The organism is Micromonospora sp. NPDC093244, from assembly GCF_040683695.1.
Classification (GTDB): domain Bacteria; phylum Actinomycetota; class Actinomycetes; order Mycobacteriales; family Micromonosporaceae; genus Micromonospora.
This window is the reverse complement of record NZ_JBFBEO010000002.1, coordinates 1,236,667-1,263,139: the sequence shown is the minus strand read 5'-3', so window position 1 is coordinate 1,263,139 and position 26,473 is coordinate 1,236,667. Positions and strand designations below refer to the sequence as shown.

The window sequence follows — 26,473 nt, the reverse complement described above, 5'->3', positions numbered from 1 at the left end:
CACTCCTCGACCGACAGGAGGCCCCATGTTCAGACGTACCCCTCGGCTTTTCGCCGCGACCCTCGCGGTCGCCGCGCTGGCCCTCGGCGCCTGCGCCGAGAAGGCCGACGACAAGCCGACCACCGGCACCGCGGCCGCCAGCTTCCCGGTGACTGTCGGCGCGCTCACCCTCGACAAGCGCCCTGAGAAAATCGTCGTGCTGTCGCCCAGCGCCACCGAGATGGTCTTCGCGATCGGTGCCGGCCCGCAGGTGATCGCCGTCGACGACCAGTCCAACTACCCGGCCGACGTGCCCAAGAGCGACCTCTCCGCGTTCCAGCCGAACGCCGAGGCGATCGCCGGTAAGAACCCCGACCTGGTGGTGCTCTCCGACGACCGCAACAAGATCGTCGAGCAGCTCGGCAAGCTGAAGATCCCGGTGTACCAGACCCCGGCGGCGACGACGCTCGACGACACGTACCGGCAGATCACCGAGCTGGGCACGCTGACCGGGCACGCCGACCAGGCCGCCGACGTCGCCACCCGGATGAAGGACGACATCGCCAAGCTGGTCAAGGACCTGCCGCAGCGCGCCGAGAAGCTCACCTACTACCACGAGCTGGGCCCCGAGCTGTACAGCGCGACAAGCAAGACCTTCATCGGCTCGCTCTACAGTCTGGTCGGGCTCGCCAACATCGCCGACCCGGCAGACGCGGACGGTAAGAACTTCGGCTACCCGCAGTTGTCCCAGGAGTTCATCGTCAAGGCCGACCCGGACTTCGTCTTCCTGGCCGACTCCAAGTGCTGCCAGCAGAACGCCGACACGGTAAAGGCCCGCAGCGGCTGGGCCGGGCTCACCGCCGTGAAGAACAACCAGGTGGTCGCACTTGACGACGACGTCGCCTCCCGCTGGGGGCCGCGAGTCGTGGACCTGCTCCGGGTGATCATCGACGCGGTCGCCAAGGTGCCCGCGTGACACTGGTCCGTCGATGACCGAGCCGCTCTCCGCGGCTCGGCCCGCCGGGCTGCTCTCCGCGGCCCGGCCCGCCGGCCTACGCGTGCGTTGGCTGGTCGCGGGGTTGTTCGCGGTGCTCGTCGCGCTGGTCGGCGGGGTGTCACTCGGGCCGGTGAGCCTGCCGCCGGGCAGCGTCGCCGCCGAACTGCTCAACCTGCTCCCCGGCGTGCACCTCGACAGCGGGCTCTCCGAGCGCGAGGCCGCGATCGTCACCGAGCTGCGGCTGCCCCGGGTCGTGCTGGGCCTGCTCGTCGGTGGCCTGCTCGCCCTGGCCGGCGGCTGCTACCAGGGCGTGTTCCGCAACCCGTTGGCCGACCCGTACCTGCTCGGCGTCGCCGCCGGTGCGGGCCTCGCGGTCACCGCCGTGATCGCCCTCGGTGGCGCCGGCCTGGAGGGCTCGCTCTCGGGGCTGCCGCTGACCGTCCCGCTTGCCGCGTTCGCCGGTTCGCTGCTCGCCGTCACGATGACCTACGTGCTCGGCGGGGCCGGCGGCCGGAGCCGGTCACCGGCGATGCTGATCCTGGCCGGGGTGGCCGTCTCCGCGTTCCTCTCCGCCGGGCAGACGTACCTGCTGCAACGACACGCCGACAGCATCCAGCCGGTCTACTCGTGGCTGCTCGGTCGGCTGGCCACCGCCGGCTGGCACGACGTGCTGCTGGTGCTGCCGTACGCCGCCCTGACCACCGTCGTGGTCCTGCTGCACCGCCGTGAGCTGGACGTCCTCGCGGTCGGCGACGACGAGGCGAGGAGCCTGGGCCTGCACCCGCAGCGCACCAGGTACCTGCTGATCGCCGCCGCCTCCCTGGGCACCGCGGCGGCGGTCTCCGCGACCGGGCTGATCGGCTTCGTGGGCATCATCGTGCCGCACACCGTCCGGCTGCTCGCCGGGTCGAGCTACCGGGTGATCCTGCCGCTGTCGCTGCTGTTCGGCGGCGCGTTCCTGGCGCTTACCGACGTGGTGGCCCGTACCGCCGCCGCGCCTGCCGAGGTGCCCATCGGGGTGGTGACCGCGCTGCTCGGCGGCCCGTTCTTCGTCCTCGTGCTGCGCACGGCGCGACGGGTGCTCACATGAGCCCCGACCGGACCGCCGCCGCCGGGGGGCCGGCCGTCGAGGTGCGGGGGCTGCACGTCAGCCTGGACGGCACCCCGATCCTCACCGGAGTCGATCTCACAATCGCCGTCGGCGAGTGGGTCACCGTGATCGGTCCGAACGGCGCCGGCAAGTCGACACTGCTGCGCGCCATCGGCGGCCTGCTGCCCGCGCCGGAGGCCATCACCCTCTTCGGTACGCCGAGCGCCGCGCTGCGTCGCCGGGACCGCGCCCGGGTGGTGGCCACCGTGGCGCAGTCCCCGGTCGTACCGCCGGGCATGTCGGTGCTGGACTACGTGCTGCTCGGCCGCACCCCGTACATCCCGCCGCTGGGCCGGGAGTCGGCCGCCGACGTGGACGCCGTACACGAGGTGCTGCACCGGCTCGACCTCGTGGGCTTCCACCGACGCGAGCTGGCCACCCTCTCCGGGGGCGAACGACAGCGGGTCTTCCTGGCCCGCGCGCTGGCCCAGGGCGCGACGCTGCTGCTGCTGGACGAGCCGACAAGCGCCCTCGACATCGGCCACCAGCAGGAGGTGCTGGAACTGGTCGACCAGCTCCGCCGGGAGAACGGCTTCACGGTGGTCGCCACCATGCACGACCTGTCCCTGGCCGGCGAGTACGCCGACCGCATGGTGCTGCTCGCCGACGGTCAGGTGGTGGCATCGGGAAGCCCGCACGAGGTGCTGACCGAGCACCTGCTCGCCACCCACTACCGGGCAAGCGTCCGGGTGGTGCCCGGAGCCCACGGCCCCCTTGTGGTTCCCGTGCGCCCCCGCCCCGCTCCCTGAGCCACGACCGGAGTGCGTCAGGGGCCGAGGTCGATCACCGAGAAGAGAGCGCCCTGGGGGTCGCGCAGGGCAGCGAACCGGCCGGACGGGATGTCGCGGGGCGGGACCAGGATCGTGCCGCCGAGTTCGGAGGCGCGGGCCGCTGCGGCGTCCGCGTCGGCCACCGCGAAGTACACGGTCCAGTACGCCGGCAGATCGGCCGGGAAGTCCTCGGCCAGTGGCCGCATCATCCCGGCGACGATCCGCGCCCCGAGGCGCCACCCGGTGTACGTCGTCCCGGCGACCGGCTGGTCGTCGGGCTGCCAGCCGAACACCAACTCGTAGAAGGCCTTCGCGCCCTCGGGGTCGGGGGTGACCAGTTCGTTCCAGCTCATCGCGCCCGGTACACCGACCACCTCGGCGCCGGCCATGGTCAGTGGCTGCCAGACGCTGAACGTGGCGCCGGCCGGGTCGGCGAAGACGGCCATCCAACCCCTGTCGAACACCTCGAACGGCGGCACCACCACCTGCCCGCCGGCCCGTTCGACCCGGCCGGCGACGAGTTCGGCGTCGTCGGTGGCGACGTACGTCGACCAGATCGGCACCTGGTCCGGGATGGCCGGCGGCCCGGCGCCGGCCACGGCCCGGCCGTCGAGCTGGAAGATCGTGTAGCCGCCCGCCTCGGGTTCCGGCGTGACCTGGCCGGTCCAGCCGAACAGTTCCGGGTAGAAGCGCCGCGCGTCGGTCAGGTCCGGGGTGGCCAGGTCGGCCCAGCAGGGCGTGCCCGGCGGGACGGTGCTCACGGTCAAGACCCCTCTCGGCCCGGGGCGGCCACGGCGACCCCCTGCCGGAATCCTGGCACCGTCCCGCCGCGGCTCGGGGCGGAAACGGACGAATCGTCAGCTGAACCGGCGACCCTCGTCCCTCCGGTACGCCCAGCCGGCCAGTGCCGCGAGCAGCACCACCCAGACGCCGAGCATGATCAGCGCCAGCGGCTCGACGCGGTAGTCGCCGACCGCCGACCACATCAGTTCCGCCGCGCCGCGGGTGGGCAGGTACGGCGCGATCGTCTCGATGAACCCGGGCGCTTCGCCGGGCGCGGACAGCAGGCCGCCGCCGAACGCCAGCGGCAGGAAGACCACCTGCGCGACCACGATCGCCGCCTTGCTGGGCAGCGAGTAGCCGATGGCGAGCCCCATCAGCGTGAACGGCACCGAGATGACTGCCACCGTGCCGAGGGCCAGCAGGAACGCCGCCGGGGTGAGCTGGGCCGCGGTGAGCGTCGCGCCGATCACCACGACCGGGATCAGCGAGAGGTACGTCAGGGCTAGGCCGGCGAGCACCCGGCCGGCGAAGCGGGGTGCCGGCCCGGCCGGCAGGGTCCGGGTGTACGGGTTCCAGGGCTGGTCGCGGTCCTCGGCGACGCCGACGCCGTACTGGAAGATGTTGGCGCTCATCACCGAGAACGTGACCATCGACGCGGTGGCGTAGGTGGCCCCTACCGCGTCGTCACCCGCGAACGGCACCACGAAGAAGATCATGGCGGCGGCCGGGAAGAAGGCGCTGCCGAAGACGGCCACCGGAATCCGGATGATCTCCAGGAGCTGGTAGCGGGCGTGGACCAGGGCGAGCTGCATCGGGTCGCCTCCTCAGACGGTGGTGGGTCGGGCGGCAACGGTGGCGGGCTGAGCGTCGGCGGTGGGCCGCTCTTCGCCGGTGATGGCGAGGAACGCCTCCTCGAGCGAGGTCGGCCGGACCTCCAGGTCGGTGAAGGCGGTTCCGGTGGTGACCAGCGCCCGGACCAGCTCGTCGGCGTCGGTGGTGAGCAGGTGCAACCGACCGTCGATGCGTTCGGTGCGGACCACGCCGGGCAGGTCGGGCAGCTCGTCGGCGAGCAGGCTGACCCGTCGTACGCCGACGATGCCGCGCACCGCGTCCACGGTGTCGTCGGCGAGCACCCGGCCCTGCCCGATCACCACTACCCGGCGGGCCAGCGCCTCGACCTCCTCCAGGTAGTGGCTGCTCAGCAGGACGGTCCCGCCGTCGTCGTGGAACGCGCGGATCGCGTCCCACAGGGTGTGCCGGGCGGTCACGTCCAGGCCTGTGGTCGGCTCGTCGAGCAGGACGAGTCGGGGCCGACCGACGAACGCCAGCGCCACGGCCAACCGGCGGCGCTGCCCGCCGGAGAGCCCACCGGTCTGCCGCCGGACGAGGTCGCCGATGCCGAAGCGGTCGAGCAGTTCACCCCGGGGCACCGGGTCGGGGTAGTGCGCGGAGACGAAGTCGACGACCTCGCCGACGCGCAGTGTGCCGGGAAGGCCGGTCTCCTGCGGGGTGACGCCTACCTGTCGTCGCGACGCCGGGTCGCGCGGGTCGCCGCCGAACAGCTCGACGCGCCCGGAGCTGGGCTTGCGCAGCCCGACCAGCAGGTTCATCAGGGTGCTCTTGCCGGCGCCGTTCGGACCGAGCAGGCCGACCAGTTCACCTGCCCGTACCTCCAGGTCGACGCGGTCGAGGGCGAGGACGTCGCCGTACCGGCGGCTGGCCTGGTCGGCTCGGGCGAGGGTCATGGCTGCTCCTTCGACGGGGAGGGGTCGAGCAGGGTGCGGATGGTCTCGGTGTACTCCTCGAACGCCAGCCGGCCCCGCCGGCTGAGCCGGATCAGGGTGGTCGGGGTGCGTCCACGGTGGGTCTTGCTGATCTCCACGTAGCCGGCGTCCTCGAGCTTGCGCAGGTGTACGGAGAGGTTGCCGGCGGTCATCGCGAGCAGGTCCTGGAGGCGGGGGAAGGTGATCCGGTCGCCGTCGTTCAGCGCGGAGAGGCTCGCCACCACGCGCAGCCGGGCCTGGGCGTGGATGACCGGGTCCAGATCGGTCATCGTGCGCGCCGGCGGCGCAGGTGGGCGAGCAGACCGGCGACGAGGATGCCGCCACCGCCGGCCACGGAGACCACAAGCGAGTGCCAGCCCGGCCCGGCGAACGCGCCGACCACGTTGATCACGCTGATCCACACGCCCAGCCGGAACAGGTCCCGGTCCAGCCAGATCGCGCCGCCGGCCATGTGCAGCGCGCCGGTGAGCCCGACGGCCGTCGCCGACCAGAGCAGCGCCGCCAGGTCGTGCGGCAGGTGCTCACTGATCCGGCTGAGCCCCACGTACACGCTCACCGACCCCAGCGCCCAGGCGAAGCCGTACCAGCGCCCGCGCGTCGCCGAGTCGCCGGTCACCTGGCCGTACGCCTTCATGCCCGCCACCGCCTGGATCGCGCCGGCACCCAGGAGCAGGGCGAACAGGACGGTCAGCGGCAGCCACCCGGGCAGCCGTACCAGCACCCGGTCGTCCGGTGCGAAGCGCAGGAAGAACAGCCCGAAGCCGACAAGCCAGGCGACGCCCCACGGCCAGTAGAGCACCCGGGGGTCCGGCTCGAGCCGGCGTGCCGTCTGCGACCGCTGGTCCTCGATGAGCCGGAGCGCGGCTGCGGCGTCGGTGGGAGGCAGGTCGTCGTCGCGAGTCATGCAAACTACTTTACGGCACAAAGTCGATGCGGTGTGACCCCGTTCCGCCGTCGGGTTACCGACTGCGGCGCGCAGTGCCTATGGTGGGTGGCTGTAGCGGCTGATCCGTCGCACAGGACACAGGGGAGGGTCCGTGTCGAGCCCGAGCAGAGAGCTGGACGTCCAGCCCGAGGCGCTGACGGCGTTCGCCGCGGCCTCCACCGACCGGGCGGCCCGCTTTCGCGAGCTGCACCGCTCGTTCGGCGAGGGCCACGTGCCCCGGCACGCCTTCGGGGTGATGCCCGCGTCGTTCAGCCTCGCCGCGACGTACGCCGAGCAGTTCGAGGCGTGCCTCCAGGGGCTTGCCGACGGCGCCGAGGTGATGGCGGACATCGCCGAAGGGCTCCGCGACACCGCCGGGGCGTACACCGGCACCGACGTGGCAAACACCGACATGTTCGTACCTGGCCGCCCGGCCGCCCCCGACGTCATCGCGCCGGGCCCCTGGTCGCCCGGCACCGGCGGCACGACCGGGCCGGTGCCCGCATGAGCACCGAGGCGTTGCAGCGCAACAAGACCTACTTCGAGCAGATCGTCTCGGGCACCCCCGACCCGTTCAAGCCGCTGTCAAACGCGGTGCTCTGGCCCTTCGAGCAACTTCTCGAGCTTGTCGCGGGCGAACCGGACGACCTGATGCGGGCCGCGCAGCTCTGCCTGGACACCGGCGCGGCGGTCCGCGAGATCGCCGGCGAGCAGATCCAGGACCGGGCCCGGCTGCGCGGTTACTGGACGGGCGACGCCGCCGAGAGCTTCCACGCCTCGATGGCCTCGGTGGAGGAGGCGATCGAGGAGCTGGCCAAGGGTTTGGACGGCACCAAGGAGGTGCTCGTCGACGCGGCCAACGCGGCTGTCGACGCCTTCAACCTGCTTGTCGAGCTGATCCTCGAGTTCCTGCTCTGGTTCCTCACCGAGGTGATCATCGCGGCGGTGGCGGCGGCGCTCAGCGCCGGCATCTCGCTCGCCGCGACAGTGGTCCGGGTGCTGGCGAGGCTGGCCACCACCGTCGGCCGGATGGTCAAGATCGTGGCGCGGTTCGCTGAGATCCTGACGAAGTTGGCTACCAAGATGCAGAAGGTCGCCGAGCTGCTGATGAGGTACCGCCGCGCGGTGCTGGAGATCCGCAAGGCGAAGAAGGCGTACCGGGCGTGGAACAAGTCCGGCTGGACCGCCGAGGCGCGGGCCTTCCAGATAGAGAAATTCAAGACCCTCTTCCCGGGCAAGTTCCTGATCAACCAGGCGTCCCCGGTGAACATCCCCGGCCTGGGAGGCTCCCTCCTGGACACCGGCGTCGGGCTGCACGACGTCTCCGACGGCACCAAGGACCGCAACTACCTGGTGGACGGCACCTACCGCGCGGATCTGGGCCCCTACACCAAGGGCGTGCAGAATGTCTTCGACTCAATCCTGACCTGAGGGGACCGACATGACCTTTCCCGGTCTGGACCGCATCGAGGCGCTGGCCCGCAACCTGGACGGCTGGCAGCGTGAACTGGCCGGCAAGATGGCCGAACTCGAGGACAGCAGCGCCGAGGGCGTGAGCGACTCCGGCCTGGTGCGGGTCACCGCCTCGGCGGACGGCACGATCGTCTCGACCGACGTCAACGCCCGCGCCATGCGGTTCGACTCGTACACGCTGGCCGAGGAGTTCACCGCCGCCGCCAAGCGTGCCCAGGAGGCGGCCGCCGCCCGCGTACGCGAACTGGTGGGTGAGGTGATGGCCGACGCGCCCGGCGCGGCCCAGTCCCACCCGGATCGGTACTGAACATGGTGGACGTCGACTACGCCGGACGACTCACCCAGCTCGTCGAGCCCGGTGAGCAGGTGCTCGCCGTCGCGAAGACCGGGATCGCCCAGGGCTCCCTGCCGGCCGACCCACCGGACCCGCAGCGACCCGAACCCACCCGCCCCGGAGGCGTCGTCGCCAGTGCGCTGCTCAACCTGATCTCGCCGCTTGTCTCCTTCCCGGCGGGGGACCGGCTCGTCGACCGGATCGCGTACGGGGTGGCCGGTCGCGGCGCTCCCGGTTCGGCGGCGTCCACCCTCCAGTACGCCCGCCGGCCGGTGCCGCCCGCGACCTCCATCAGGGACACCATCCTCGCCGTCACCGACAAGCGGTTCCTCGTCTGCGAGTCCGGGGCGGTCAAGCTCTGGTCGAGCCGGGCCGACGACGAGCGGGCGGCAGCCGAGACGACAATCGTCTGGTCGGTGCCTCGGACCGAGGTCGCCGCCGCCCGGGTCGGTTGGCACCGGCTCAACCCGAAGCGCCTCCGAATCGACTTCACCGACGGCTCGTGGTTGGCCTTCACCGTGCCGATCGCCGATTCCGGCAAACCGCTGCGCGAGATCGCCGCCGCCCTGAACGCCCGCTGACCCTGAGCCGCCGTTGGTCCGCCGCGCGGTCAGCGGTTGGCGGGCTGGCTCGGCAGTGGCGCGGGCAGGGGCTCGTGGTGCAGCACCGACAGCCGCGACACGGCCCGGGTGAGCACCACGTACAGCCGGTGCAGCCCACGCGGCTCGGCCGCGACGATCGCGGCCGGCTCGACCACCACCACATGGTCGTACTCCAGGCCCTTGACCAGCGTCGCGGGCACCACAGTGACGCGCTCCGCGGCCGTCACGTCGTCGGCGGTCGCGGTCGCCACGCCGGCGGCGGCCAGCGCCGCGCGAAGCCCGTCGACGGCGTCGTCCGCGGCGATCACGCCGACCGAGCCGTCGTGCGCCAGGGCCGCACGCACCTCGGCCACCGTCGCCGAGGTCAGGTCGGTCACCGTACGCACGTCCAGGCCGCCGTCGCGGCGCAGCGACTCGGCCGGCGGTACGTTCACGGCGAGCGCCGGCAGCAGGAGGTTGGCGAACGCGACGACCGCCGCGGGCACCCGGAAACCGACAGTCAGCGGAACCACCACGGCGTCCGGCTTGCCGAGATGGGCGAGGGATTGCGCCCACTCCGTGGCTGCCCACGGCGCGGTGCCCTGGGCCAGGTCACCGAGGAGGGTGATCGAGCCGTGCTCGCTGCGCCGGGCGATGGCCCGACACTGCATCGGGGAGAGGTCCTGCGCCTCGTCCACCACGACGTGCCCGAACCCGGAGGGCCGTTCGAGCAGCCCGGCCGCCTCGTCGAGCAGCACCGTGTCGGCTGCGGTCCAGCGGGTCGCCTTGGGGGTGCGTGCCGGCTTCGTCCAGATGAGAAGCGCCTGCTCGGCGTCGTCGAGCAGTCCGTCGGCCGCGGCGGCGAGCCGGGCCGGGTCGGAGAGCAGGCCGTGGACCAACCCTTCCGGGGTGAGAGCCGGCCAGACCGCGTCCAGGAAGTCCAGCACCGGCCGGCAGCGGCCCATCCGACGCAGCCACGCATCGCTCGGCGACTCCGCCCGCCGCGCCTCGGCCTGCCGTTGCAGCAGGCTCACCACCCGCGCGCGGACCCGCTCCCGACCGGTGCCGTACGGCAGCCCTTCCCGGCGGGTCTCCTCGACGATCCGGTGCAGCGGCTCCACGCCGATCCGCCACCGGAACGAGCCGTCCGACACCGTGATCGGGTCCGTCGGCGTACCGATCTGTGCCTGCGCCGCGCGGTGCAGCACGGCCGCCATCCGCGCGTCGTGCTTGAGCGCGGCGACCGCAGGCGGCTCCACCGCCCGGACCGGCACCCGCGCGATCAGCTCCTCCACCGTCGCCTGCTCGACCTCGACCTCGCCGAGCGCCGGCAGCACCGCCGCGATGTACGACAGGAACGCCCTGTTCGGTCCCACGATCAGCACACCGGCCCGCCGCAACCGCTCCCGGTGCAGATAGAGCAGGTACGCGGCCCGGTGCAGACCGACAGCCGTCTTCCCGGTGCCCGGCGCTCCCTGCACACAGATCGAGTCGGCCAGATCGGCGCGGACCAGATCGTCCTGCTCCGGCTGGATGGTCGCGACGATGTCCCGCATCGGCCCGACACGCGGCCGCTCGATCTCGGCGGTGAGGATCCGACTGGTCGTACCCAGTTCCTCGCCCCGATCCAGCCGCTCATCCTCGAAGCTGGTGAGCACCCCGTTGCTGAACCCGAACCGCCGCCGGACCGCCACGCCCTGCGGATCCCGGGCGCTGGCCCGGTAGAACGACCGGGAGACCGGCGCACGCCAGTCCAGCACCAACGGTTCGCCGAGCTCGTCGGTGACGTGCCGCCGCCCCACGTGGTACCGCCGACCGTCGTGGTCGCCGGTGCCGGTGCTGTCGTCGTCGCCCGTCTCCGCAGCCTGCGGGGTCCCGGCGAAGTCGAGACGGCCGAAGAACAGCGGCGTGGTCGGGTCGTCGGCGAGTTCGGCAACCCGGCGGGCCAGCGTGCGGCCGAGGGTCTCCGCGGCGTACGCGTCACCGGCGACCTGGTCACCCGTCGAGAACAGGGCTTCGGCCCGCTCCCGCATCCGCCGCAGCGCCGCCCGCGACGTGTCCAGGTGTGCGCGCTCGGCGGCCAGGTCGGCGTCGAGGTGGGTGCCGTCCAGGTGGGTGTCAAGGTCAAGTGCGGGCATGCTGACGTCCCATCGTTCACATCTGCTGCTCGCTCGCGTGTCCGGGGGCGGATGGCCGGCCGCCCGGCGCGGGGACGTCCGTTCCGGTGCAGCTCACCTCGGCCGTCAAGCGGCCTGCAACCCTACGCTCTCCGGCCCACCCCCACCACCGAATTACCGAAGGGGTCACCCGATGGTGACGGCGTGGCGCGGCCTTGGGCGGGACGGGCCGGGCGTGACGCGGGGTGCTCCTGGGCGGATGAGCCGGTGATGATGCCCGCAGAGCAGGACGGCGTTGCCCAAGGGCTGTCACACCACCATCGGCCCAGTGCCGGACGTGGTGACCGTCGCACCAACGGGAGGGCCTGTCGCAGCCCGGGAGCGCCGTCCTCACCAGGGGACGACGCCCCCGTCGTCGAAGAAGCCGCCGCGCGGCCCGTCATCCGGCAGGGTGGCGAGCCGGATCGCGATCGCGGCGCCCTGCTCGGGCGTCCGGGGTGCGTTGAACCCGGTGAAGTCCGTCGCCACGTAGCCGGGGCAGGCGGCGTTCACGATGACGTTCGTGTCGGCGAGCCGGCGGGCGTACTGCGCCGTGACGCTGTTGAGCATCGACTTCGACGGTGCGTACGCGGCGAGGACCGGGCCGGTCTGCAACGTCAGGGAGCCCATATTGCTCGACATGTTGACGATGCGCGGCGAGGCTGCGCGGCGCAGCAGCGGGAGCATCGCGTTCGTCACGCGGACGACCCCGAACACGTTCGTTTCGAGGACGGTGCGGACGACGTCGAGGTCGAGTGTCGTCGGGTCCTGCGCGCCACCGTCGGTCCGGCCGCCGATGCCCGCGTTGTTGACGAGCACGTCGAGGCGTCCTGCCGTCCGCTCGATGGTCGCCGCCGCCGAGGCGACGCTGTCATCGGAGGTGACGTCGACTGTGACTCCGAATGCGTCGACGTCCGCGGCGTGCAGACGTTCGACTGCCTCGTCGCGCCTCGCCACGTCGCGGGCGCCCACCGCGACCGTGAAGCCGATCGCTCCGAGGCCCTGGGCGATGGCGAAACCGATTCCCTTGTTCGCGCCGGTGACCAGCGCGATCTTCTTGTCGTTCACGCGGTTCATGCTCATCGGGTCGTGAGCCGGCGTCCAAGACCGATCCGGTACGCGGTGATACCCGGCAGGTATCAGGCGCGTTAGGCTCTGTCCGTGAGTGACCTGGAGACACGCGAACTCCGATACTTCGTCGCCGTCGCCGAGGAACTGCACTTCGGGCGTGCCGCTGTCCGGCTCGGGATCGCCCAGCCGCCGCTCTCGCGGGCGATCCGCCAGCTGGAGCACAGGCTCGGTGTCGACCTCCTCGACCGGGACCGTCGTGGCACCGCGCTCACCGATGCCGGGAGGGTGCTACTCGGCGAGGCGCGAGCAGCCCTCGACGCGGTGGCGGCCGCTGAGCGACGGACACGGCGTGCCGGCAGTCCGGAACGGCCGCTGGTGCTCGCGACGAAAGCCGGCGCGTCCCACGAGCTGCTGCAACGGCTCCTGGACGCGGCTGCGAGCGAACCCGGTGCGGCGCCCGTCGAAGTCCTCCTCTGCGAGGTCGGTGAGCAGGCGGGGCTGCTGCGCGCCGGGCGCGCCGACGTGGCACTCATGCACCGTCCCTTCGACGACCTTGCCGGGTTCGACACCGAGGACCTCTGCGTCGAAGGCCAGGTCGCGCTCCTGCCCGCCGGGCACCCGCTCGCGTCCCGCGACCAGCTCACGATGGCCGAGGTCCGCGACGTGCCGGGCCTGCCGATCGCGCGATGGCCCCGGCTGGACGGGTCGTACCCGGACGGTCCGGGACCGGAGGTGCACACCCAGTCTCAGCTCGCTCAGCTCGTCGCGCTCGGCAGGACGCTGCTCGTGATTCCTGCCTCCAGCCGTGCCTGGCAGTGGCCCGATCACGTCGCGGTGCCGGTGGTCGACGCACCGGACGTCACCACCGTGATCGCCTGGCCGTCGAGCAGTCGCTCACTGGCAATCGCATCACTTGTCCGTTCCGCGGCCGACCTGCGCAAGACCGGCGCTGTTGACCCCGACGGCCCGAGAGCCAGCCACGACGCCACGGTGGCGCAACTCAGGGGCTGATGGCAGGTCGGGCCGCCGGCCGGGATCATGGGGGGCATGACCGAGGCTCGTCCCGAGCCGAGTCGGAGGATGATCAGCGACCCGCAGGTGATGCGGGCGTTGGCCCATCCGGCCCGGATCGCGATCATGGAATACCTCAACGTCCGTGAGGGTGGCGGGACTGCCACCGAGTGTGCGGAGGTCGCCGGGTTGTCGCCGAGCGCCACCAGCTATCACCTGCGGGCGTTGGCGAAGTTCGGCCTGGTGGAGCAGGCGCCCAGCCGTGGGGATGCGCGGGAGCGGGTGTGGCGTGCGCCGAACCCGAGCTGGATGGTCGACGCGGGTCGCGACGCCGGGCCCGCGGCACGGGCGGCCGAGCAGGTGCTGATGGAGGTGTATGCCGACCGGGACATGGAGCGGGTTCGGGATTGGTCGCGGCGCGCCGCGGACGAGCCTCCCGAGTGGTACGACAAGGCGCTGTTCAACGACTCGTTGCTGCTGCTCACTGCCGAGGAGTTGGCCGAGTTGAACGAGGCGGTCCTGACCTTGCTCAAGCCCTATCACCCTCGACGACGCACCGACGCACCGCCGGGAGCGCGCACCGTCGCGGTGCAGTACCGGACGGTGCCGCTGGCATAGATGAAGGTTGTGTCGAACAGTTGTGAAGGATTATTTTCGAAGTATGTCTTTCACAACTGGGCCGTCGCGCTGGCCGGACGTCTGGCTCGCCGCCACCGCCCGGGGCGTCACGATCTGCGGCGACTTCCTCGCCGCCACGGCGCTCGCCCTGGCTCTGCAGGGTGCCGGTGCTGGAGGGCTCGCCGTCTCGGGGCTGCTGCTCGCGGCCACCCTGCCCCTGGTGGTGCTCGCCCCACTCGCCGGTCGGCTCGCCGACCGGGTGGACAGCCGTACCCTGCTGGCGACCGTGGGGCTGGCGCAGGCCGCGATCTGTGGGCTGCTCGCCGTCGCCGAGGATCCGGCGGTGGTCGTGGCGCTCGTCGCGCTGCTCGCCTGCGGGCTCGCGGTGACCCAGCCCTGCCTTTCGGCGCTGATACCGGCCATGGTCCGTCCGGCCGATCTGCCCCGGGCCAGCGCGATCAGCCAGACCGCCGGGTCGCTCGGCGCGCTCGGGGGGCCGGTGCTTGCCGGCCTGCTGGTGGGGCAGTTCGGCACCCGCGTACCGCTGCTGATCGACGCGGCGACCTACCTGGCGTTGGTGGTCGCAGGCCTGATGCTGCGGACCCGGCGCGGCGGCCGGCCGCCAGTCGCCGTCGACAGCCAGACCCGACCGGACGGCCAGGTGGCAGCCGGCAGCCAGGTGGGCCCGAGGGGTACGGGCGCGGAGTGGCGGCTGCGTCGGGATCCGCTGATGCTCGTCATGATGGTCAGCACGGCTGTGGTGATCGCGGCGATCGGCGGCATCAACGTGATCGAGGTCTTCTTCATCAGGGAGACGTTGCACGGTACGGCCACCACGTATGGCCTGGTCAGCGCCGCGTGGATGGCCGGCATGCTGCCCGGCGGCTGGCTCGCCGCCCGACTCGCCCGCCGGCTCGACGACGAAGCAGCGCTCGTACGCGGGGTGCTCGCCACGCTTGCCGTGTGCAGCCTGATGGTGCTGTTCGCCGCGTTCGTGCCGGTCGCCGGGCTGCTGGTGCCGCTCTGGCTGGTGGGAGGCGTGGCGAACGGTGGCGACAACGTCTTCGCCAACCTGCTCACCGCGCGCCGCGTGCCGGAGGTGATGCGCGCCCGGGCGTACGCCAGTTACGGCGCCGCGGTGCAGGGTGGCTCGATGGCCGGCTTCCTGGCCGGCGGGGCGCTGCTCGCGGTCGTTCCGTCGCGGCCACTGATCGCCGGAGCCGGCGTGGCCGGGCTGCTGGTGGTGCTGGCCTTCGTGCCGGTCGTCACCCGGGCCGTTCGTCGGGAGCGGATGCGGGCTTTGCCACTCCGGGCCGGCCCGCCGAGCCCCGCCGGAACGCCGGGGATACGGTCGGGTCATGGCTGAGCGCATCGCACGCCCGCGAGTAGGGCACATCCAGTTCCTGAACTGCCTGCCGATCTACTGGGGCCTGATGCGCTCGGGTGCCCTCCTCGACGTCGACCTGCACAAGGACTCGCCGGACCGGTTGAGCGCGGCGCTTGTCGCCGGTGACCTCGACATCGGCCCGATCACGCTGATGGAGTACCTGCGGCACGCCGACGAGCTGCTCCTCCTGCCGGACCTGGCGGTGGGCAGCGACGGGCCGGTGCTCTCGGTCAACCTGGTCTCGACCCGCCCCCTCACCGAGCTGGACGGCGCGAAGGTTGCGCTCGGCTCGACGTCCCGCACCGGGGTGATGCTGGCCCAGCTGCTGCTCGCCGAGCGGTACGACGTGCGGCCCGACTACTTCCGCTGCCCGCCGGACCTGACCCAGATGCTGCTGGAGGCCGACGCCGGTGTGCTGATCGGGGACGTGGCGCTGCGGGCGCTCTACGACGCGCCGCAGCGCGGCCTCACGGTCACCGACCTCGGTCAGGCGTGGCGGGAGTGGAGTGGACTCCCGATGGTCTTCGCCGTCTGGGCGGTACGCCGCGATTTCGCCGCCGCCCATCCGGGCCTGGTCAAGGAGGTCCACGAGGCGTTCCTGCGCTCGCGTGACCTGTGCCTGGCCGAGCTGGACCAGGTCGCCGAGGCGGCTGCCCGGTGGGAGACGTTCGACGCCGCGACGCTCGCCACGTACTTCCGGACCCTTGACTTCTCGCTCGGCGACCGGCAGGTCGCGGGGCTGCGCGAGTTCGCCAGGCGGGTCGCGGCGCTCGGGGAGGTTCCGGAGCTGCCGGACGGCGGCCCCGAGTTCTTCGCCGGCTGAGCCGGCGGGCACGCCAGCCGGCGCGGCCGGCCGGCTGGCGTTGAGCTGGGGGTCAGGTGCCGGGGCGGAGCAGCGCCTCGGTGATCTTCTCGCAGTTCTTCATGCCGTAGTCGTAGCCCATGTCGATCGGGTACTTCACCATCACGCCCATCGTCCAGGTGTCGCCGATGGCCAGGCAGTTGATGTGCATCTCCTGCTCCCTGGTCCGGTCGATCCACCCGTTCTTGATGGCGATCTGCTTCTGCTCGGCTGCCGGGAACGCCTTGCGGATGCCGAAGTCACCGGCGCCGCGCACCAGCTTCATCTCGTTGAGCAGCCACTTGGTCCACTTCGGGCCGGCGGCCGTGCCGGTGGCGATGCAGTTGCCCAGGCGGGCGGTGTCGCGCGGGGAGAGTGCCGTCCGGGACCAGCCCTTGTCGGGGGCGACGCTGCTGTCGGTGAGCTTGCACATGGAGATCAGTCGCTTGATCGAGGCGTCCCGGCCCACCGTGTTGTAGAACTGCTCGGCGCGGGTGTTGTCGCTGTCCCTGATGATCCGAGTCGCGTCGGCGAGCTTCGCGTCGCTCGGCGTCTGACCGTTGTCGGCCGCGCGGCGGAGGTAGTCGGCGACGATCCAGGCCTTGATCATCGAGGCGGTGGTGCTGGTCTCGCCCATGTTCTTCGAACCGATGATCTTTCCGGTCCGACGGTCGAGCACACTCCAGGAGTACCAGCCCTCGATGTCGAGCTTGAGGTCCTTCGCCACGAACGGCAGCGGCTCCAGCGACGGGCTGGGGCTGGGTGACGGTGCGGCCGGCTGGCGGGCGCTGCGGTCGGTGGCCGTGCCTGTGGACCGGCCGCCGGGCGTACCGGAATCACCCCACCGGGCGGCGGCGGACGATTCGAACGGCGACCCGGGCAGCAGTCGCAGCGACACCAGCACCAGCCCGATCAGGATGACCGCGATGGCGATCAACCGGAGTGGGGACGCCTCACCACCGCCGCGCCTGTCGGCCCGACGGTTGCCGGCCATCAGAGCTTCCCGACGGGCTGCTGCGGCACCTTCAGCGCGGCGCCCGGCTGCGGGGTGACCAACTGGGTGGCGACGCTGGCGCAGACCTGCGCCCCGTAGTCCAGTCCACTTCTGATCGGATAGCGCAGCATCACCGCGAGGCTCCACTTGCCGTTGACGGCCAGACAGTTGACGTGCCAGTTGCCGTCGTACGCGATCGGGGTCCAGCCGTTCTTCATGCTGACCGGGCCCTGCGCGGTGATCGACTTGGGCAGGCCGTCGATGATCCCCCAGCGGCCACCGCCGTAGGTGGGCCTCTGGTCCTTGGCGGCGGTGGTGCCCCTGACCTTGCTCATCTGGTCGAGCACCCACTTCGTCCACTTCGGGCCGGCGGCCTTGCCGTCGGCGATGCAGTCGCCGAGCCGGACGGCGTCGCGGGGGGACATCCGGGTGAAGCTCCAGTAGCCGGTGTACGGCTTGACGTTGCCCCGCTTGGTGTCGGTCAGCCCGCAGATCTTGATTGCCCGCTGGATCACCGCGTCGGGCGTGCTGCTGGTCGAGGCCCGGTACGAGCCACCGGCGGCGGAGTGGACCTTGTTGGCGGCGCCGTCGTTGCTGTCGATGATGGCCAGCCGGGACGCCTCCTTCAGCGCCGCGGGCGGCTCCCTGTCACCGAGCTGCCGCAGGTAGTCGGAGACGATCCACGCCTTGATCATCGACTCGGTGGAGCTGGTCGAGGTCATGTTGGGCGATCCGGAGATCTTGCCGGTCTGCCTGTCCATCAGCGCCCATGAGAAGAACTCGCCCTTGAAGCTCACCGACACCGGGCCGGCCGCCAGGGTGGGCGGCGGTGGCGGGGTGGGTGCGGGTGCGGCGACCGTCGAGGCGGCACCGCCGCCGCCTCCGCCGCTGCTGCCGTCGGCCAGTCGGGCGTACGCGGTGGGGACCAGCAGGACGCCACCGAGCAGGACCGCCGCGACGGCGAGCACCATGGTCACGCGAGATCGCATGAGTTGGGTGAGCTCCAGATGTCAGGGCCGGGGGGACCGGCTTGTTGTCCGGGGCGACCGGTGCGATCGCCGAGGCCGGGGGAGGTGGCCTCTGTGGAGACGGCGATTCTGGGCAGCCGATCGATGTGACCGGCAGAAGTCTACGTCCGGACCGGCGGCTCGCCAGAACTCGACACCAGACAACTTGCAATGAAGACGGAATATCGACACGTTTTGCGGCCTCTGGGAGGGTTCATCTTCCGGCCGTGACCTAGCTCATAGCCGCGCCGGTTGCGCATGGTGAGGAGATATCGCCATTTCGTTACCGAAGGTGACTCCGGTTTCCTGTTACACCCCCTGGTGCATCAAGGCGCAAGCTGTAACACTTGTCCTCATGTATGGCAACGACTTCTCCGCGCCGGACATCCCGGACGACCCGCCCGGCGGCGGCCTGCTGGGTGAGGTCGAGGCGGCCGAGGCCGACCTGCGCGCGGCAGCAGCGCGCGAGCGGCGCGGCGGACCCGCGCCGGACGAGGACCTGGCCGCGTACTTCGCCGACGTGGTGGGGGCCGAGCAGAAGATCGAGCCGCGCGACTGGATGCCCGAGGCGTACCGCCGGACGCTGATCCGGCAGATCGCCCAGCACGCCCACTCCGAGATCATCGGCATGCAGCCGGAGGGCAACTGGATCAGCCGGGCGCCGTCGCTCAAGCGCAAGGCGATCCTGCTGGCCAAGGTGCAGGACGAGGCGGGCCACGGGCTCTACCTGTACGCCGCCGCCGAGACCCTCGGCATCAGCCGCGACGAGCTTGTCCAACTGCTCCTGGACGGGAAGCAGAAGTACAGCTCGATCTTCAACTACCCCACCCTGACCTGGGCCGACGTGGGCGCGATCGGCTGGCTGGTTGACGGCGCCGCGATCGTCAACCAGGTGCCGCTGTGCCGCTGCTCCTACGGCCCGTACGCCCGGGCGATGATCCGGGTCTGCAAGGAGGAGTCGTTCCACCAGCGGCAGGGCTACGAGATCCTGCACACCCTCGCGCACGGCACGACCGGGCAGAAGGCCATGGCGCAGGACGCGGTGGACCGCTGGTGGTATCCGTCGCTCGCCATGTTCGGCCCCCCGGACGGCGACTCCACGCACTCCGCCCAGTCGATGGCCTGGAAGATCAAGCGTTTCTCGAACGACGACCTGCGGCAGCGTTTCGTCGACATGTGCGTCGGGCAGGCCGAGGTGCTCGGGCTGCGCATTCCCGATGACGACCTGCGCTGGAACGAGGAGCGGCAGGCGTACGACTACACCCAGCCGGACTACGACGAGCTGATGCGGGTGATCTCCGGCAACGGGCCGTGCAACAGGGAGCGGATGGCGCACCGGCGGGCCGCCCACGCCGACGGCGCATGGGTACGCGAGGCCGCCGCGGCGTACGCCGCCAAGCGGGCGGAACAGAAGGAGAAGGTGGCCGCGTGAGCACCGAACACTCGCCGTTGTGGGAGGTCTTCGTGCGGGCCCGGCGCGGGCTGTCGCACACCCACGTCGGCAGCCTGCACGCCCCCGACGCCGAACTGGCCCTGCGTAACGCCAGGGATCTCTACACCCGGCGGCAGGAGGGCGTGTCGATCTGGGTGGTGGCGGCCGGCGCGATCACCGCGTCCAGCCCGGACGAGAAGGACGCCTTCTTCGACCCGGCCGCCGACAAGGTCTACCGCCACCCCACCTTCTACGAGGTGCCGGACGGGGTGGCACACCTGTGAGCGAGCGGAGCGAGCGAACCAGCCAGCTCAGCAACGCGGCGCTTCGCGCGGCCGCCGAGCGCGGCGAGGTGGCGACGTGAACGGGCCCTTCGACTTCGCTCTCGGCCTCGGTGACGACGCGTTGGTCGCCGCGCAGCGGCTCGCCGAGTGGACCACCCGCGCACCGGAGATGGAAGAGGACATCGCGCTCGCAAACATCGCCCTCGACCAGCTCGGCGCGGCGCGCCTGCTGCTGTCGTACGCCGGTGAGCTGGAGGGCGCGGGCCGGGACGAGGACGCGCTGGCGTACCTGCGCGACGACCGCGAGTTCCGCAACCTGCTCCTGGTCGAGCTGCCCAACGGCGACTTCGCGGTGACGATGGCGAAGCTGTTCTTCCTGGCCGCGTACCAGCTTCCGCTCTACACGGCGCTTGTTGGTTGCGGCGACGAGCGGCTGGCCGCGATCGGCGCGAAGGCACGCAAGGAGTCGGCGTACCACCTGGACCACAGCGCGCTGTGGGTGAAGCGGCTCGGCGACGGCACCGAGGAGTCGCACAGTCGCATGCAGTCGGCAGTCGACGAGGTGTGGCCGTACACCCATGAGCTGTTCACCGCGGACCCGGCGGCGCCTGTCGACCCGGCCACCCTGCGGCAGGCGTTCGACGAGACGGTCGGCCCGGTGCTGACCGAGGCGACGCTGACCCGGCCGGAGAGCGCCTGGGCGCCGGCCGGTGGCCGGGCCGGTGTGCACACCGAGCACCTGTCCTACCTGCTGGCCGAGATGCAGGTGCTGCACCGTGCCCATCCCGGGGCGACGTGGTGAACCCCAGGGACGCGGCGGCGTCGGTGGTGGACCCGGAGATCCGGGTGGTCACCATCGACGAGCTGGGCATCCTGCGGGCGGTCGAGGAGGATCCGGCGAGTGGCCGGGTCACCGTCACCATCACCCCGACCTACACGGGCTGCCCGGCGATGGACGTGATCCGGGCCGACATCAGGCGGGCGCTCGCCGCCGCCGGCCACGTCGACGCGGAGATCCGGACCGTCTACAGCCCACCGTGGAGCACCGACTGGATCTCCGAGGGTGGGCGCGCCAAGCTCGCCGCCGCCGGGATCGCCCCGCCGGAGCCGGTACGCGCCCCCGGCGTCGTGTCGTTGACCCTCGCGGTCCGGTGCCCGCAGTGCGGCTCACCGGAGACCGAGCAGGTCAGCAGGTTCGGCTCGACCGCCTGCAAGGCGCTGTGGCGTTGCCGTTCCTGCTCCGAACCCTTCGACCACCTGAAGGCGCTGTGACTGTCACCATCACCCGCCCGGTCCGCCGCCGGCCGGTCTTCCACCCGCTGTACGTCGCCGCAGTCGACAGGCTCACCGACGACTCCGTGGCGGTGACCTTCGCGGTACCCGAGGATCTGCGGGAGACCTTCGCGTTCCGCGCCGGCCAGCACCTCACCGTGCGGCGGGTCACCGACGACGGCGAGGACGTGCGCCGGTCGTACTCCATCTGTTCCACCCCCGACGACCTGACCCGGCACGGCCGGTTGCGGATCGGGGTGCGGGAGGTCCCCGGCGGCGCCTTCTCGGCGTTCGCCTGCGGCGCGCTGCGCGGCGGCGACACGGTCGAGGTGCTGCCGCCGCTGGGCACCTTCACCACGGCGTTCGCGCCGGACCGGGTGCGGCACTACGGCGCGGTCGTCGCCGGCTCCGGCATCACGCCGGTGCTCGGGCTGGTCGCGACCGCCCTGGCCGTCGAGCCGGCCAGCACGTTCACAGTGGTGTACGGCAACCGCACGGCGAACACAGTGATGTTCGCCGAGGAGCTGGCCGACCTGAAGGACCGCTATCCCACGCGGCTGCACCTGGTGCACGTGCTGTCCCGGGAGCAGGGCGAGTCGCCGTTGCTCTCCGGTCGGATCGACGCCGAGCGGCTGGGCCGTCTGCTGGACACGATCGTGCCGGGCGACGTCATCGAGGAGTGGTTCCTCTGCGGCCCGTACGGCATGGTGGTCGACGTCCGGGACGTGCTGACCGAGCGGGGGCTGCCCGAGTCGGCGGTACGCACCGAACTGTTCCACGTCGACACCCCGCCGGAGCCGGTGCGCCGCCCCGTCGACCAGCCGGGTGCCGGCACCGAGGTCACCATCGTCCTGGACGGCAGGTCGTCGAGCTTCACGATGGGCCGCGAGGAGCGGGTGCTGGACGCCGCGCTGAAGGTGCGCGGCGAGTTGCCGTACGCCTGCAAGGGCGGTGTCTGCTCGACCTGCAAGGCGAAGGTCGTGGACGGGTCCGTCACGATGGCCCGCAACTACGCCCTGGAGCCCGACGAGTTGGCCGCCGGCTACGTGCTGACCTGCCAGTCCAGCCCGACCACCGACAAGCTCGCTGTCGACTACGACGCATGACGACGCCTGACGACCGGGAGTTCGTCGAGCGGTTCGCCGAGGTCACCGGCGGGCGGCGTCCGACCGGGTACGTCCAGGGGTGGGAGCAGTTCGTCGGGTTCTGTGAGGAGGGCTACCACGACAACCTCGACGAGTACTGGTTCGACCTCAGCATCCGGGACTCCATCGAGAGGCTGCTGACCGACGAACGGTTGTCCAGCTTCCCGCAGATGGGCTGGGTCCGGGAGCGGATCGAGGCGGCGGACGAACGGTTCCGGGCGGTGCTCTCCGAACAGCCGATGCCGGGGCGCTCCGAGCGGTCGTGGTGGGAGGCGTACCTGCCGGCATGGGCGGGGTCGGAGTTCACGACGGAGCTGCGGGACACCTACGGCGTACACGTCGAGGTGCGCGAGAGCTGACCGGTCGCGGCTGTGGGACGTGCCGCACCCTTCCGGGGCCAGGCGGTCGAGTCGGGTGCGGCGACGTACGCTCGGGGTGTGACGGTGAGCCGGGAGATCGACGACATCCTGCAGCGTGGCGCGGACGGCGGGCGGATCACGCCTGAGGAGGCGCTGCTGCTCTACACCGAGGCGCCCTTCCACGCGTTGGGCGAGGCGGCGGACGCGGTGCGCCGGCGGCGCTACCCGGACAACGTCGTCACCTACCTGATCGATCGCAACATCAACTACACGAACGTCTGCGTGACGGCGTGCAAGTTCTGCGCCTTCTACCGCGCGCCAAAGCACTCCGAGGGGTGGACCCACCCGACCGAGGAGATCCTGCGCCGGTGCGGTGAGGCGGTCGAGCTGGGCGCGACCCAGGTGATGCTCCAGGGCGGGCACCACCCGGACTACGGCGTCGAGTACTACGAGGAGTTGTTCTCCTCCGTCAAGCAGGCGTACCCGCAGCTCGCCATCCACTCGATCGGCCCGAGCGAGATCCTGCACATGGCCAAGGTGTCCGGGGTGAGCCTGGACGAGGCCATCGCGCGCATCAAGACCGCCGGTCTGGACTCGATCGCCGGTGCCGGCGCGGAGATGCTGCCGGAGCGGCCCCGCAAGGCCATCGCGCCACTCAAGGAGTCGGGCGAGCGCTGGCTGGAGGTCATGGAGCTGGCCCACCGGCAGGGCATCGAGTCGACCGCCACCATGATGATGGGCACCGGTGAGACGCACGCCGAGCGGATCGAGCACCTGCGCATGATCCGTGACGTGCAGGACCGCACCCGCGGTTTCCGGTCCTTCATCCCGTGGACGTACCAGCCGGAGAACAACCACCTCAAGGGCCGCACCCAGGCGACCACCCTCGAGTACCTGCGCCTCGTCGCGGTGGCCCGACTGTTCTTCGAGACCGTCCCGCACCTCCAGGCGTCCTGGCTGACCACAGGCAAGGACGTCGGGCAGCTCTCCCTGCACATGGGCGTGGACGACCTCGGCTCGATCATGCTGGAGGAGAACGTGATCTCCTCGGCGGGCGCGCGGCACCGCTCCAACCTGCACGAGCTGATCGGCATGATCCGCTCGGCGGACCGGATCCCCGCGCAGCGGGACACGCTCTACAACCGGCTGGCCGTGCACCACACGCCTGCCGACGACCCGACCGACGAGCGGGTGGTCTCGCACTTCTCCTCGATCGCCCTGCCGGGCGGCGGGGCTGGCCGGTCGCTGCCCCTCGTCGAGGTCAACTGACCCGTCCGTTCGGCTGACCGGGGCTCGTGCTCCCGCCCGACCACGGTGGCCGGTACGGGTGGTCCCGGCCGTCGCAACGTCCGGCTGTCCCGTCCGGGGCTGGTGGAGATGATCGTCGGCGGCTAGCGTCCCGGCTCGTATCCGTCGCCACCGTGGATCGACGAAATCGGCGCGACCCTGCTGCCGGCGGATGGTCTGATGGTCCTGGTCAGGGCTGTCCTCCATCGGCCCGTGAGGGTCGTCCACATAACGCACGGCGGTACGGGCGGGATGGGTCACCATCCCGCCCGTACCGTCTCCGGGCCCGGACCGGACGGCTCGAAGTGGTGCGCGCCGCTGGCGTGGGACATCGACCTCCGATAACGTCCCCCCGGTTCCGCAACCACTGATTTCCCTATCCCCCGGGGGACTGATGACCGCGTTCCACCGCTCGGCGCTGGCTCGTGCCAGCGTCGTGGCCCTGCTGGCGGCCGGTGGCCTGGCCACCGTCGCCGCCCCGGCGCACGCAGCCGACCAGGCCGACCTGTTGCTCCACCCGCTGAGCTACGAGGTGGCCAAGGGTGTCAAGGCGGCCAAGGCCAAGCCGTTCAAGTTCCAGGTCGACAACACCCGGAGCACTGTCGACGCCAAGAACGTCCGGGTCACCGTCGAGACGAAGGGCCTCAAGCCCCGCAAGGTCGGCGTGCTCGTCCCGGACGGGTGCGAAATCACCGGCACGACCATCAACTGCCTGCTCGGCGACCTGGGCGCCGGCACCACCGAGGACTTCGGCATCCCGGTGTTCTCCACGGGTGGTCGCGGTGACGCCGGCACGATGGTCGTCACCATCAAGTCGGCCACCGGCAAGCCGGTCACCGTCAAACACGACATCACAGTCGCCAAGCCGGGCTACGACCTGACCTCCTGGGTGCAGGACGTCTACGCGGACGTGACAGTGGACGGCGACAAGGCGGCCGAGGCCGGCCTCAAGCCGGTCAAGCGCGGCGAGACCGCGCCGCTGGACTGGGCGGTCTACAACGACGGCAGCCGCAAGGCGACCGGCTTGGCGTACGGGCTCAGCCTGCCGGCCGGCGTCACCTTCGCCGAGCTGCCGGAGGGCTGCGTCGAGGTGACGCTTGGCGGCCTCGCGAACGCGTACTGCGAGGACACCGGTGTGGTGCTGAAGCCGGGCCAGTTCTACACCGCAGACGTGCGCGTGAAGATCGGCGCCGACGTGACCGAGAAGGTGCTTCGACCCGGCTTCCTCTGGGCCGAGGGTCTGGACGCCGCCGAGGGCACTCCCGAGGAGCAGCCGCGGGTGGCCACCAGCGCGCAGCGCCGGACGTTCACCGAGGTCGACGAGGGGGACAACACCGCGCAGTTCGACGTCTTCGTCGACCTGAACGCGCAGCCGAGTCCGACGCCCACGCCGACCGTGACGCCGACCGGCACGCCGACGCCGGGAGCGACCACCTCGCCGGGCGCCGGCGGCGGTGCGGGCGGAGGACTGCCGGTGACCGGTGTGCAGGCCGGCCTGATCGGCGGCATCGGCGGTCTGATCCTGCTCGTGGGTGGGGCGCTGCTGGTGCTCTCCCGCCGCCGCAAGGTCGTCCTGGTCATCCCGGGCGACGAGAAGTCGACCGACTGACGTAGCAGCGACGCGGGGGCGGGGTGGGGGACCACCCCGCCCTTTCGCGTCCCCCGCCGGGCCGCGCCGGTCCCGCACCCGGGGGTACGCGGACCCAGCGGTCGACCGCGGGGGCGTGGCTGGCAGAGTAGAGGGGTGAGCCGTACCCCGCAGGGCCAGCGAGCCAGCCTGGACAAGCAGCCGCACGAGGTCGCCGCGATGTTCGACGGCGTGGCGGAGCGTTACGACCTGACCAACACGGTGCTCTCCTTCGGCCAGGACCGCTCCTGGCGTCGGTCCACCCGGGCGGCGCTCGGGTTGCGACCGGGGGAGCGTGTGCTGGACGTGGGCGCGGGCACCGGCGTCTCGACCCTGGAGCTGGCGCAGTCCGGGGCGTACGCGGTGGGTGCGGACCTGTCGCTGGGCATGCTGTACGCGGGCAAGCGGGCCCGACCGCAGGTGCCGTTGCTGGCCGGTGACGCCCTCCGGCTGCCGTTCGCGGACGCCAGCTTCGACGCGGTGACCATCTCGTTCGCGCTGCGCAACGTCAACGACACCGACGCGGCCCTGCGCGAGCTGGCCCGGGTCACCCGGCCCGGTGGGCGGCTGGTGGTGTGCGAGTTCAGCACCCCGGTCAACCCGGCCTTCCGGACGGTGTACCTGTCGTACCTGATGCGGTCCCTGCCCGCGGTCGCCCGCACGGTCTCCAGCAACCCCGAGGCGTACGTGTACCTGGCCGAGTCGATCCGGGCCTGGCCGGACCAGGCAGCCCTCGCCGGGCGGGTCGCCGCGGCCGGCTGGGGTCGGGTGGCGTGGCGCAACCTGACAGGCGGTGTGGTGGCCCTGCACCGGGGCATCCGCGAGTAGGTACGCCACTCGGCCGTGGACAATTCGTGAATATCGGGCTTTAGTCCACTTTGCCCCGTACGCTCGTCCGCATGACCGGAGCAGACCGGGCGGACCCGGTGGCCGCCACCGACGACGACGCTGCCGAACTCATCGCGCAGCTCCGCGCGCTGGCCGGCGCCGACCCGGCGGAGGTCCGGCAGGTGGTCGCCGAGGTGCTGGCCGCGCTGGACCGGGCGGCCGGAGGCGCGCTGCGCGAGCACCTGCCGGAGACGATCCGCGTCGACGCGGGCCTGGACGCACCCAGCCCGGCCTGACACTCGACTGCTGTGGACGGTCCTCGACTGTCACATCGGCGAGTTAGGTACCCCTGATCCTGCGCTGGTATGACGCCGGTCA

General features: G+C 71.6%; 30 protein-coding genes and 1 pseudogene. 21 read left to right on the top strand and 10 right to left on the bottom strand.

The features are described from left to right. Positions 1–25: 25 nt before the first annotated feature. The 3 genes from AB0N27_RS16080 to AB0N27_RS16070 are packed head-to-tail and all read left to right on the top strand — an operon-like array spanning position 26 to position 2,875. Entirely contained in the window at positions 26–955 is a 930-nt protein-coding gene (locus tag AB0N27_RS16080) for an ABC transporter substrate-binding protein (RefSeq protein WP_364369315.1), read from the top strand. A gap of 13 nt (positions 956–968) precedes the next feature. Beyond that, the gene (locus tag AB0N27_RS16075) at positions 969–2,066 is read left to right on the top strand and encodes an iron ABC transporter permease (RefSeq protein ID WP_364369312.1); all 1,098 of its coding nucleotides are present in this window, start codon (positions 969–971) and stop codon (positions 2,064–2,066) included. Next, positions 2,063–2,875, top strand: a complete 813-nt coding sequence (locus AB0N27_RS16070) for an ABC transporter ATP-binding protein (RefSeq protein ID WP_364369309.1) — start codon at positions 2,063–2,065, stop codon at positions 2,873–2,875. Before AB0N27_RS16075 ends, AB0N27_RS16070 begins: the two co-directional genes overlap by 4 nt. A 17-nt stretch (positions 2,876–2,892) precedes the next feature. On the opposite strand, the gene AB0N27_RS16065 is transcribed toward AB0N27_RS16070, so the two are convergent. From AB0N27_RS16065 to AB0N27_RS16045, 5 genes are all read right to left on the bottom strand, one after another. Next, complete coding sequence (locus AB0N27_RS16065; RefSeq protein ID WP_364369306.1) at positions 2,893–3,657, bottom strand: VOC family protein; 765 nt, start codon at positions 3,655–3,657, stop codon at positions 2,893–2,895. A gap of 96 nt (positions 3,658–3,753) precedes the next feature. Further along, positions 3,754–4,491, bottom strand: coding sequence for an ABC transporter permease (locus tag AB0N27_RS16060; protein WP_364369303.1), 738 nt, complete (start codon positions 4,489–4,491; stop codon positions 3,754–3,756). 12 nt (positions 4,492–4,503) lie between these two features. Next, on the bottom strand, positions 4,504–5,424 hold the full coding sequence (locus AB0N27_RS16055) for an ABC transporter ATP-binding protein (protein WP_364369300.1): 921 nt from the start codon (positions 5,422–5,424) through the stop codon (positions 4,504–4,506). Further along, positions 5,421–5,732, bottom strand: a complete 312-nt coding sequence (locus tag AB0N27_RS16050) for a transcriptional regulator (protein ID WP_364369297.1) — start codon at positions 5,730–5,732, stop codon at positions 5,421–5,423. Before AB0N27_RS16050 ends, AB0N27_RS16055 begins: the two co-directional genes overlap by 4 nt. Further along, positions 5,729–6,367 (bottom strand): transporter, encoded by a 639-nt coding sequence (locus tag AB0N27_RS16045; RefSeq protein ID WP_364369295.1) that lies wholly within the window; start codon positions 6,365–6,367, stop codon positions 5,729–5,731. Before AB0N27_RS16045 ends, AB0N27_RS16050 begins: the two co-directional genes overlap by 4 nt. Before the next feature lie 133 nt (positions 6,368–6,500). Between AB0N27_RS16045 and AB0N27_RS16040 the strand changes: the two genes are divergently transcribed. Genes AB0N27_RS16040 through AB0N27_RS16025 form a run of 4 tightly spaced genes read left to right on the top strand, consistent with a single transcriptional unit; the run spans position 6,501 to position 8,776 of the window. Continuing rightward, positions 6,501–6,896, top strand: coding sequence for a type VII secretion target (locus AB0N27_RS16040; protein ID WP_364369292.1), 396 nt, complete (start codon positions 6,501–6,503; stop codon positions 6,894–6,896). Further along, a complete protein-coding gene (locus AB0N27_RS16035; RefSeq protein WP_364369289.1) occupies positions 6,893–7,819 on the top strand; it encodes a WXG100 family type VII secretion target in 927 nt (308 codons plus the stop codon). The genes AB0N27_RS16040 and AB0N27_RS16035 overlap by 4 nt, the downstream gene beginning before the upstream one ends. A 10-nt stretch (positions 7,820–7,829) precedes the next feature. Next, positions 7,830–8,168, top strand: coding sequence for a YbaB/EbfC family nucleoid-associated protein (locus AB0N27_RS16030; RefSeq protein ID WP_364369286.1), 339 nt, complete (start codon positions 7,830–7,832; stop codon positions 8,166–8,168). A 2-nt stretch (positions 8,169–8,170) separates the two neighbouring features. After that, positions 8,171–8,776: a hypothetical protein gene (locus tag AB0N27_RS16025; RefSeq protein ID WP_364369283.1), complete on the top strand. Its 606-nt coding sequence runs from the start codon at positions 8,171–8,173 to the stop codon at positions 8,774–8,776. Positions 8,777–8,805: 29 nt separating this feature from the next. On the opposite strand, the gene AB0N27_RS16020 is transcribed toward AB0N27_RS16025, so the two are convergent. From AB0N27_RS16020 to AB0N27_RS16010, 3 genes and pseudogenes are all read right to left on the bottom strand, one after another. Then, positions 8,806–10,914 carry an AAA family ATPase gene (locus AB0N27_RS16020; RefSeq protein WP_364369280.1) on the bottom strand — a complete coding sequence of 703 codons (2,109 nt, stop codon included), beginning with the start codon at positions 10,912–10,914 and terminating at the stop codon, positions 8,806–8,808. 237 nt (positions 10,915–11,151) lie between these two features. Continuing rightward, positions 11,152–11,278, bottom strand: a pseudogene (locus AB0N27_RS16015) (HNH endonuclease signature motif containing protein); the annotation flags it as partial. A gap of 5 nt (positions 11,279–11,283) precedes the next feature. Continuing rightward, on the bottom strand, positions 11,284–12,000 hold the full coding sequence (locus AB0N27_RS16010; protein ID WP_364369277.1) for an SDR family oxidoreductase: 717 nt from the start codon (positions 11,998–12,000) through the stop codon (positions 11,284–11,286). A gap of 102 nt (positions 12,001–12,102) precedes the next feature. Between AB0N27_RS16010 and AB0N27_RS16005 the strand changes: the two genes are divergently transcribed. The 4 genes from AB0N27_RS16005 to AB0N27_RS15990 are packed head-to-tail and all read left to right on the top strand — an operon-like array spanning position 12,103 to position 15,842. Continuing rightward, a complete protein-coding gene (locus AB0N27_RS16005; RefSeq protein WP_364370763.1) occupies positions 12,103–13,014 on the top strand; it encodes a LysR family transcriptional regulator in 912 nt (303 codons plus the stop codon). Between the two features lie 36 nt (positions 13,015–13,050). Continuing rightward, positions 13,051–13,632, top strand: a complete 582-nt coding sequence (locus tag AB0N27_RS16000) for a winged helix-turn-helix domain-containing protein (RefSeq protein WP_364369274.1) — start codon at positions 13,051–13,053, stop codon at positions 13,630–13,632. Between the two features lie 43 nt (positions 13,633–13,675). After that, on the top strand, positions 13,676–14,998 hold the full coding sequence (locus tag AB0N27_RS15995) for an MFS transporter (protein WP_364369271.1): 1,323 nt from the start codon (positions 13,676–13,678) through the stop codon (positions 14,996–14,998). Next, on the top strand, positions 14,991–15,842 hold the full coding sequence (locus AB0N27_RS15990; RefSeq protein ID WP_364369268.1) for a menaquinone biosynthesis protein: 852 nt from the start codon (positions 14,991–14,993) through the stop codon (positions 15,840–15,842). The genes AB0N27_RS15995 and AB0N27_RS15990 overlap by 8 nt, the downstream gene beginning before the upstream one ends. A gap of 52 nt (positions 15,843–15,894) precedes the next feature. Here the strand turns inward: AB0N27_RS15990 and AB0N27_RS15985 are convergent, their stop codons facing one another. Both AB0N27_RS15985 and AB0N27_RS15980 read right to left on the bottom strand, forming a co-directional pair. Beyond that, positions 15,895–16,854, bottom strand: coding sequence for a hypothetical protein (locus AB0N27_RS15985; RefSeq protein WP_364369265.1), 960 nt, complete (start codon positions 16,852–16,854; stop codon positions 15,895–15,897). Then, the gene (locus tag AB0N27_RS15980) at positions 16,854–17,843 is read right to left on the bottom strand and encodes a hypothetical protein (protein ID WP_364369262.1); all 990 of its coding nucleotides are present in this window, start codon (positions 17,841–17,843) and stop codon (positions 16,854–16,856) included. The genes AB0N27_RS15985 and AB0N27_RS15980 overlap by 1 nt, the downstream gene beginning before the upstream one ends. Positions 17,844–18,216: 373 nt before the next feature. Between AB0N27_RS15980 and paaA the strand changes: the two genes are divergently transcribed. The 10 genes from paaA (at position 18,217) to AB0N27_RS15930 (ending at position 26,391) form a co-directional block, all read left to right on the top strand. Continuing rightward, on the top strand, positions 18,217–19,293 hold the full coding sequence (paaA, locus tag AB0N27_RS15975; RefSeq protein ID WP_364369259.1) for a 1,2-phenylacetyl-CoA epoxidase subunit PaaA: 1,077 nt from the start codon (positions 18,217–18,219) through the stop codon (positions 19,291–19,293). Continuing rightward, positions 19,290–19,577 (top strand): 1,2-phenylacetyl-CoA epoxidase subunit PaaB, encoded by a 288-nt coding sequence (gene paaB, locus AB0N27_RS15970; RefSeq protein ID WP_364369256.1) that lies wholly within the window; start codon positions 19,290–19,292, stop codon positions 19,575–19,577. The genes paaA and paaB overlap by 4 nt, the downstream gene beginning before the upstream one ends. A 76-nt stretch (positions 19,578–19,653) precedes the next feature. Continuing rightward, on the top strand, positions 19,654–20,379 hold the full coding sequence (gene paaC, locus AB0N27_RS15965) for a 1,2-phenylacetyl-CoA epoxidase subunit PaaC (RefSeq protein WP_364369252.1): 726 nt from the start codon (positions 19,654–19,656) through the stop codon (positions 20,377–20,379). Beyond that, on the top strand, positions 20,373–20,849 hold the full coding sequence (gene paaD, locus AB0N27_RS15960) for a 1,2-phenylacetyl-CoA epoxidase subunit PaaD (RefSeq protein ID WP_364369249.1): 477 nt from the start codon (positions 20,373–20,375) through the stop codon (positions 20,847–20,849). Before paaC ends, paaD begins: the two co-directional genes overlap by 7 nt. After that, positions 20,846–21,955: a 1,2-phenylacetyl-CoA epoxidase subunit PaaE gene (gene paaE, locus AB0N27_RS15955; protein ID WP_364369246.1), complete on the top strand. Its 1,110-nt coding sequence runs from the start codon at positions 20,846–20,848 to the stop codon at positions 21,953–21,955. The genes paaD and paaE overlap by 4 nt, the downstream gene beginning before the upstream one ends. Beyond that, a complete protein-coding gene (locus AB0N27_RS15950; RefSeq protein ID WP_364369243.1) occupies positions 21,952–22,353 on the top strand; it encodes a hypothetical protein in 402 nt (133 codons plus the stop codon). Before paaE ends, AB0N27_RS15950 begins: the two co-directional genes overlap by 4 nt. A gap of 78 nt (positions 22,354–22,431) precedes the next feature. After that, complete coding sequence (gene mqnC, locus AB0N27_RS15945; RefSeq protein ID WP_364369241.1) at positions 22,432–23,622, top strand: cyclic dehypoxanthinyl futalosine synthase; 1,191 nt, start codon at positions 22,432–22,434, stop codon at positions 23,620–23,622. Between the two features lie 412 nt (positions 23,623–24,034). Continuing rightward, positions 24,035–25,249, top strand: coding sequence for an LPXTG cell wall anchor domain-containing protein (locus tag AB0N27_RS15940; RefSeq protein ID WP_364369238.1), 1,215 nt, complete (start codon positions 24,035–24,037; stop codon positions 25,247–25,249). Between the two features lie 135 nt (positions 25,250–25,384). Next, positions 25,385–26,095, top strand: coding sequence for a demethylmenaquinone methyltransferase (locus AB0N27_RS15935; RefSeq protein ID WP_364369235.1), 711 nt, complete (start codon positions 25,385–25,387; stop codon positions 26,093–26,095). Between the two features lie 71 nt (positions 26,096–26,166). Then, positions 26,167–26,391: a hypothetical protein gene (locus AB0N27_RS15930; protein WP_357990531.1), complete on the top strand. Its 225-nt coding sequence runs from the start codon at positions 26,167–26,169 to the stop codon at positions 26,389–26,391. The last annotated feature ends 82 nt before the right edge of the window (positions 26,392–26,473 follow it).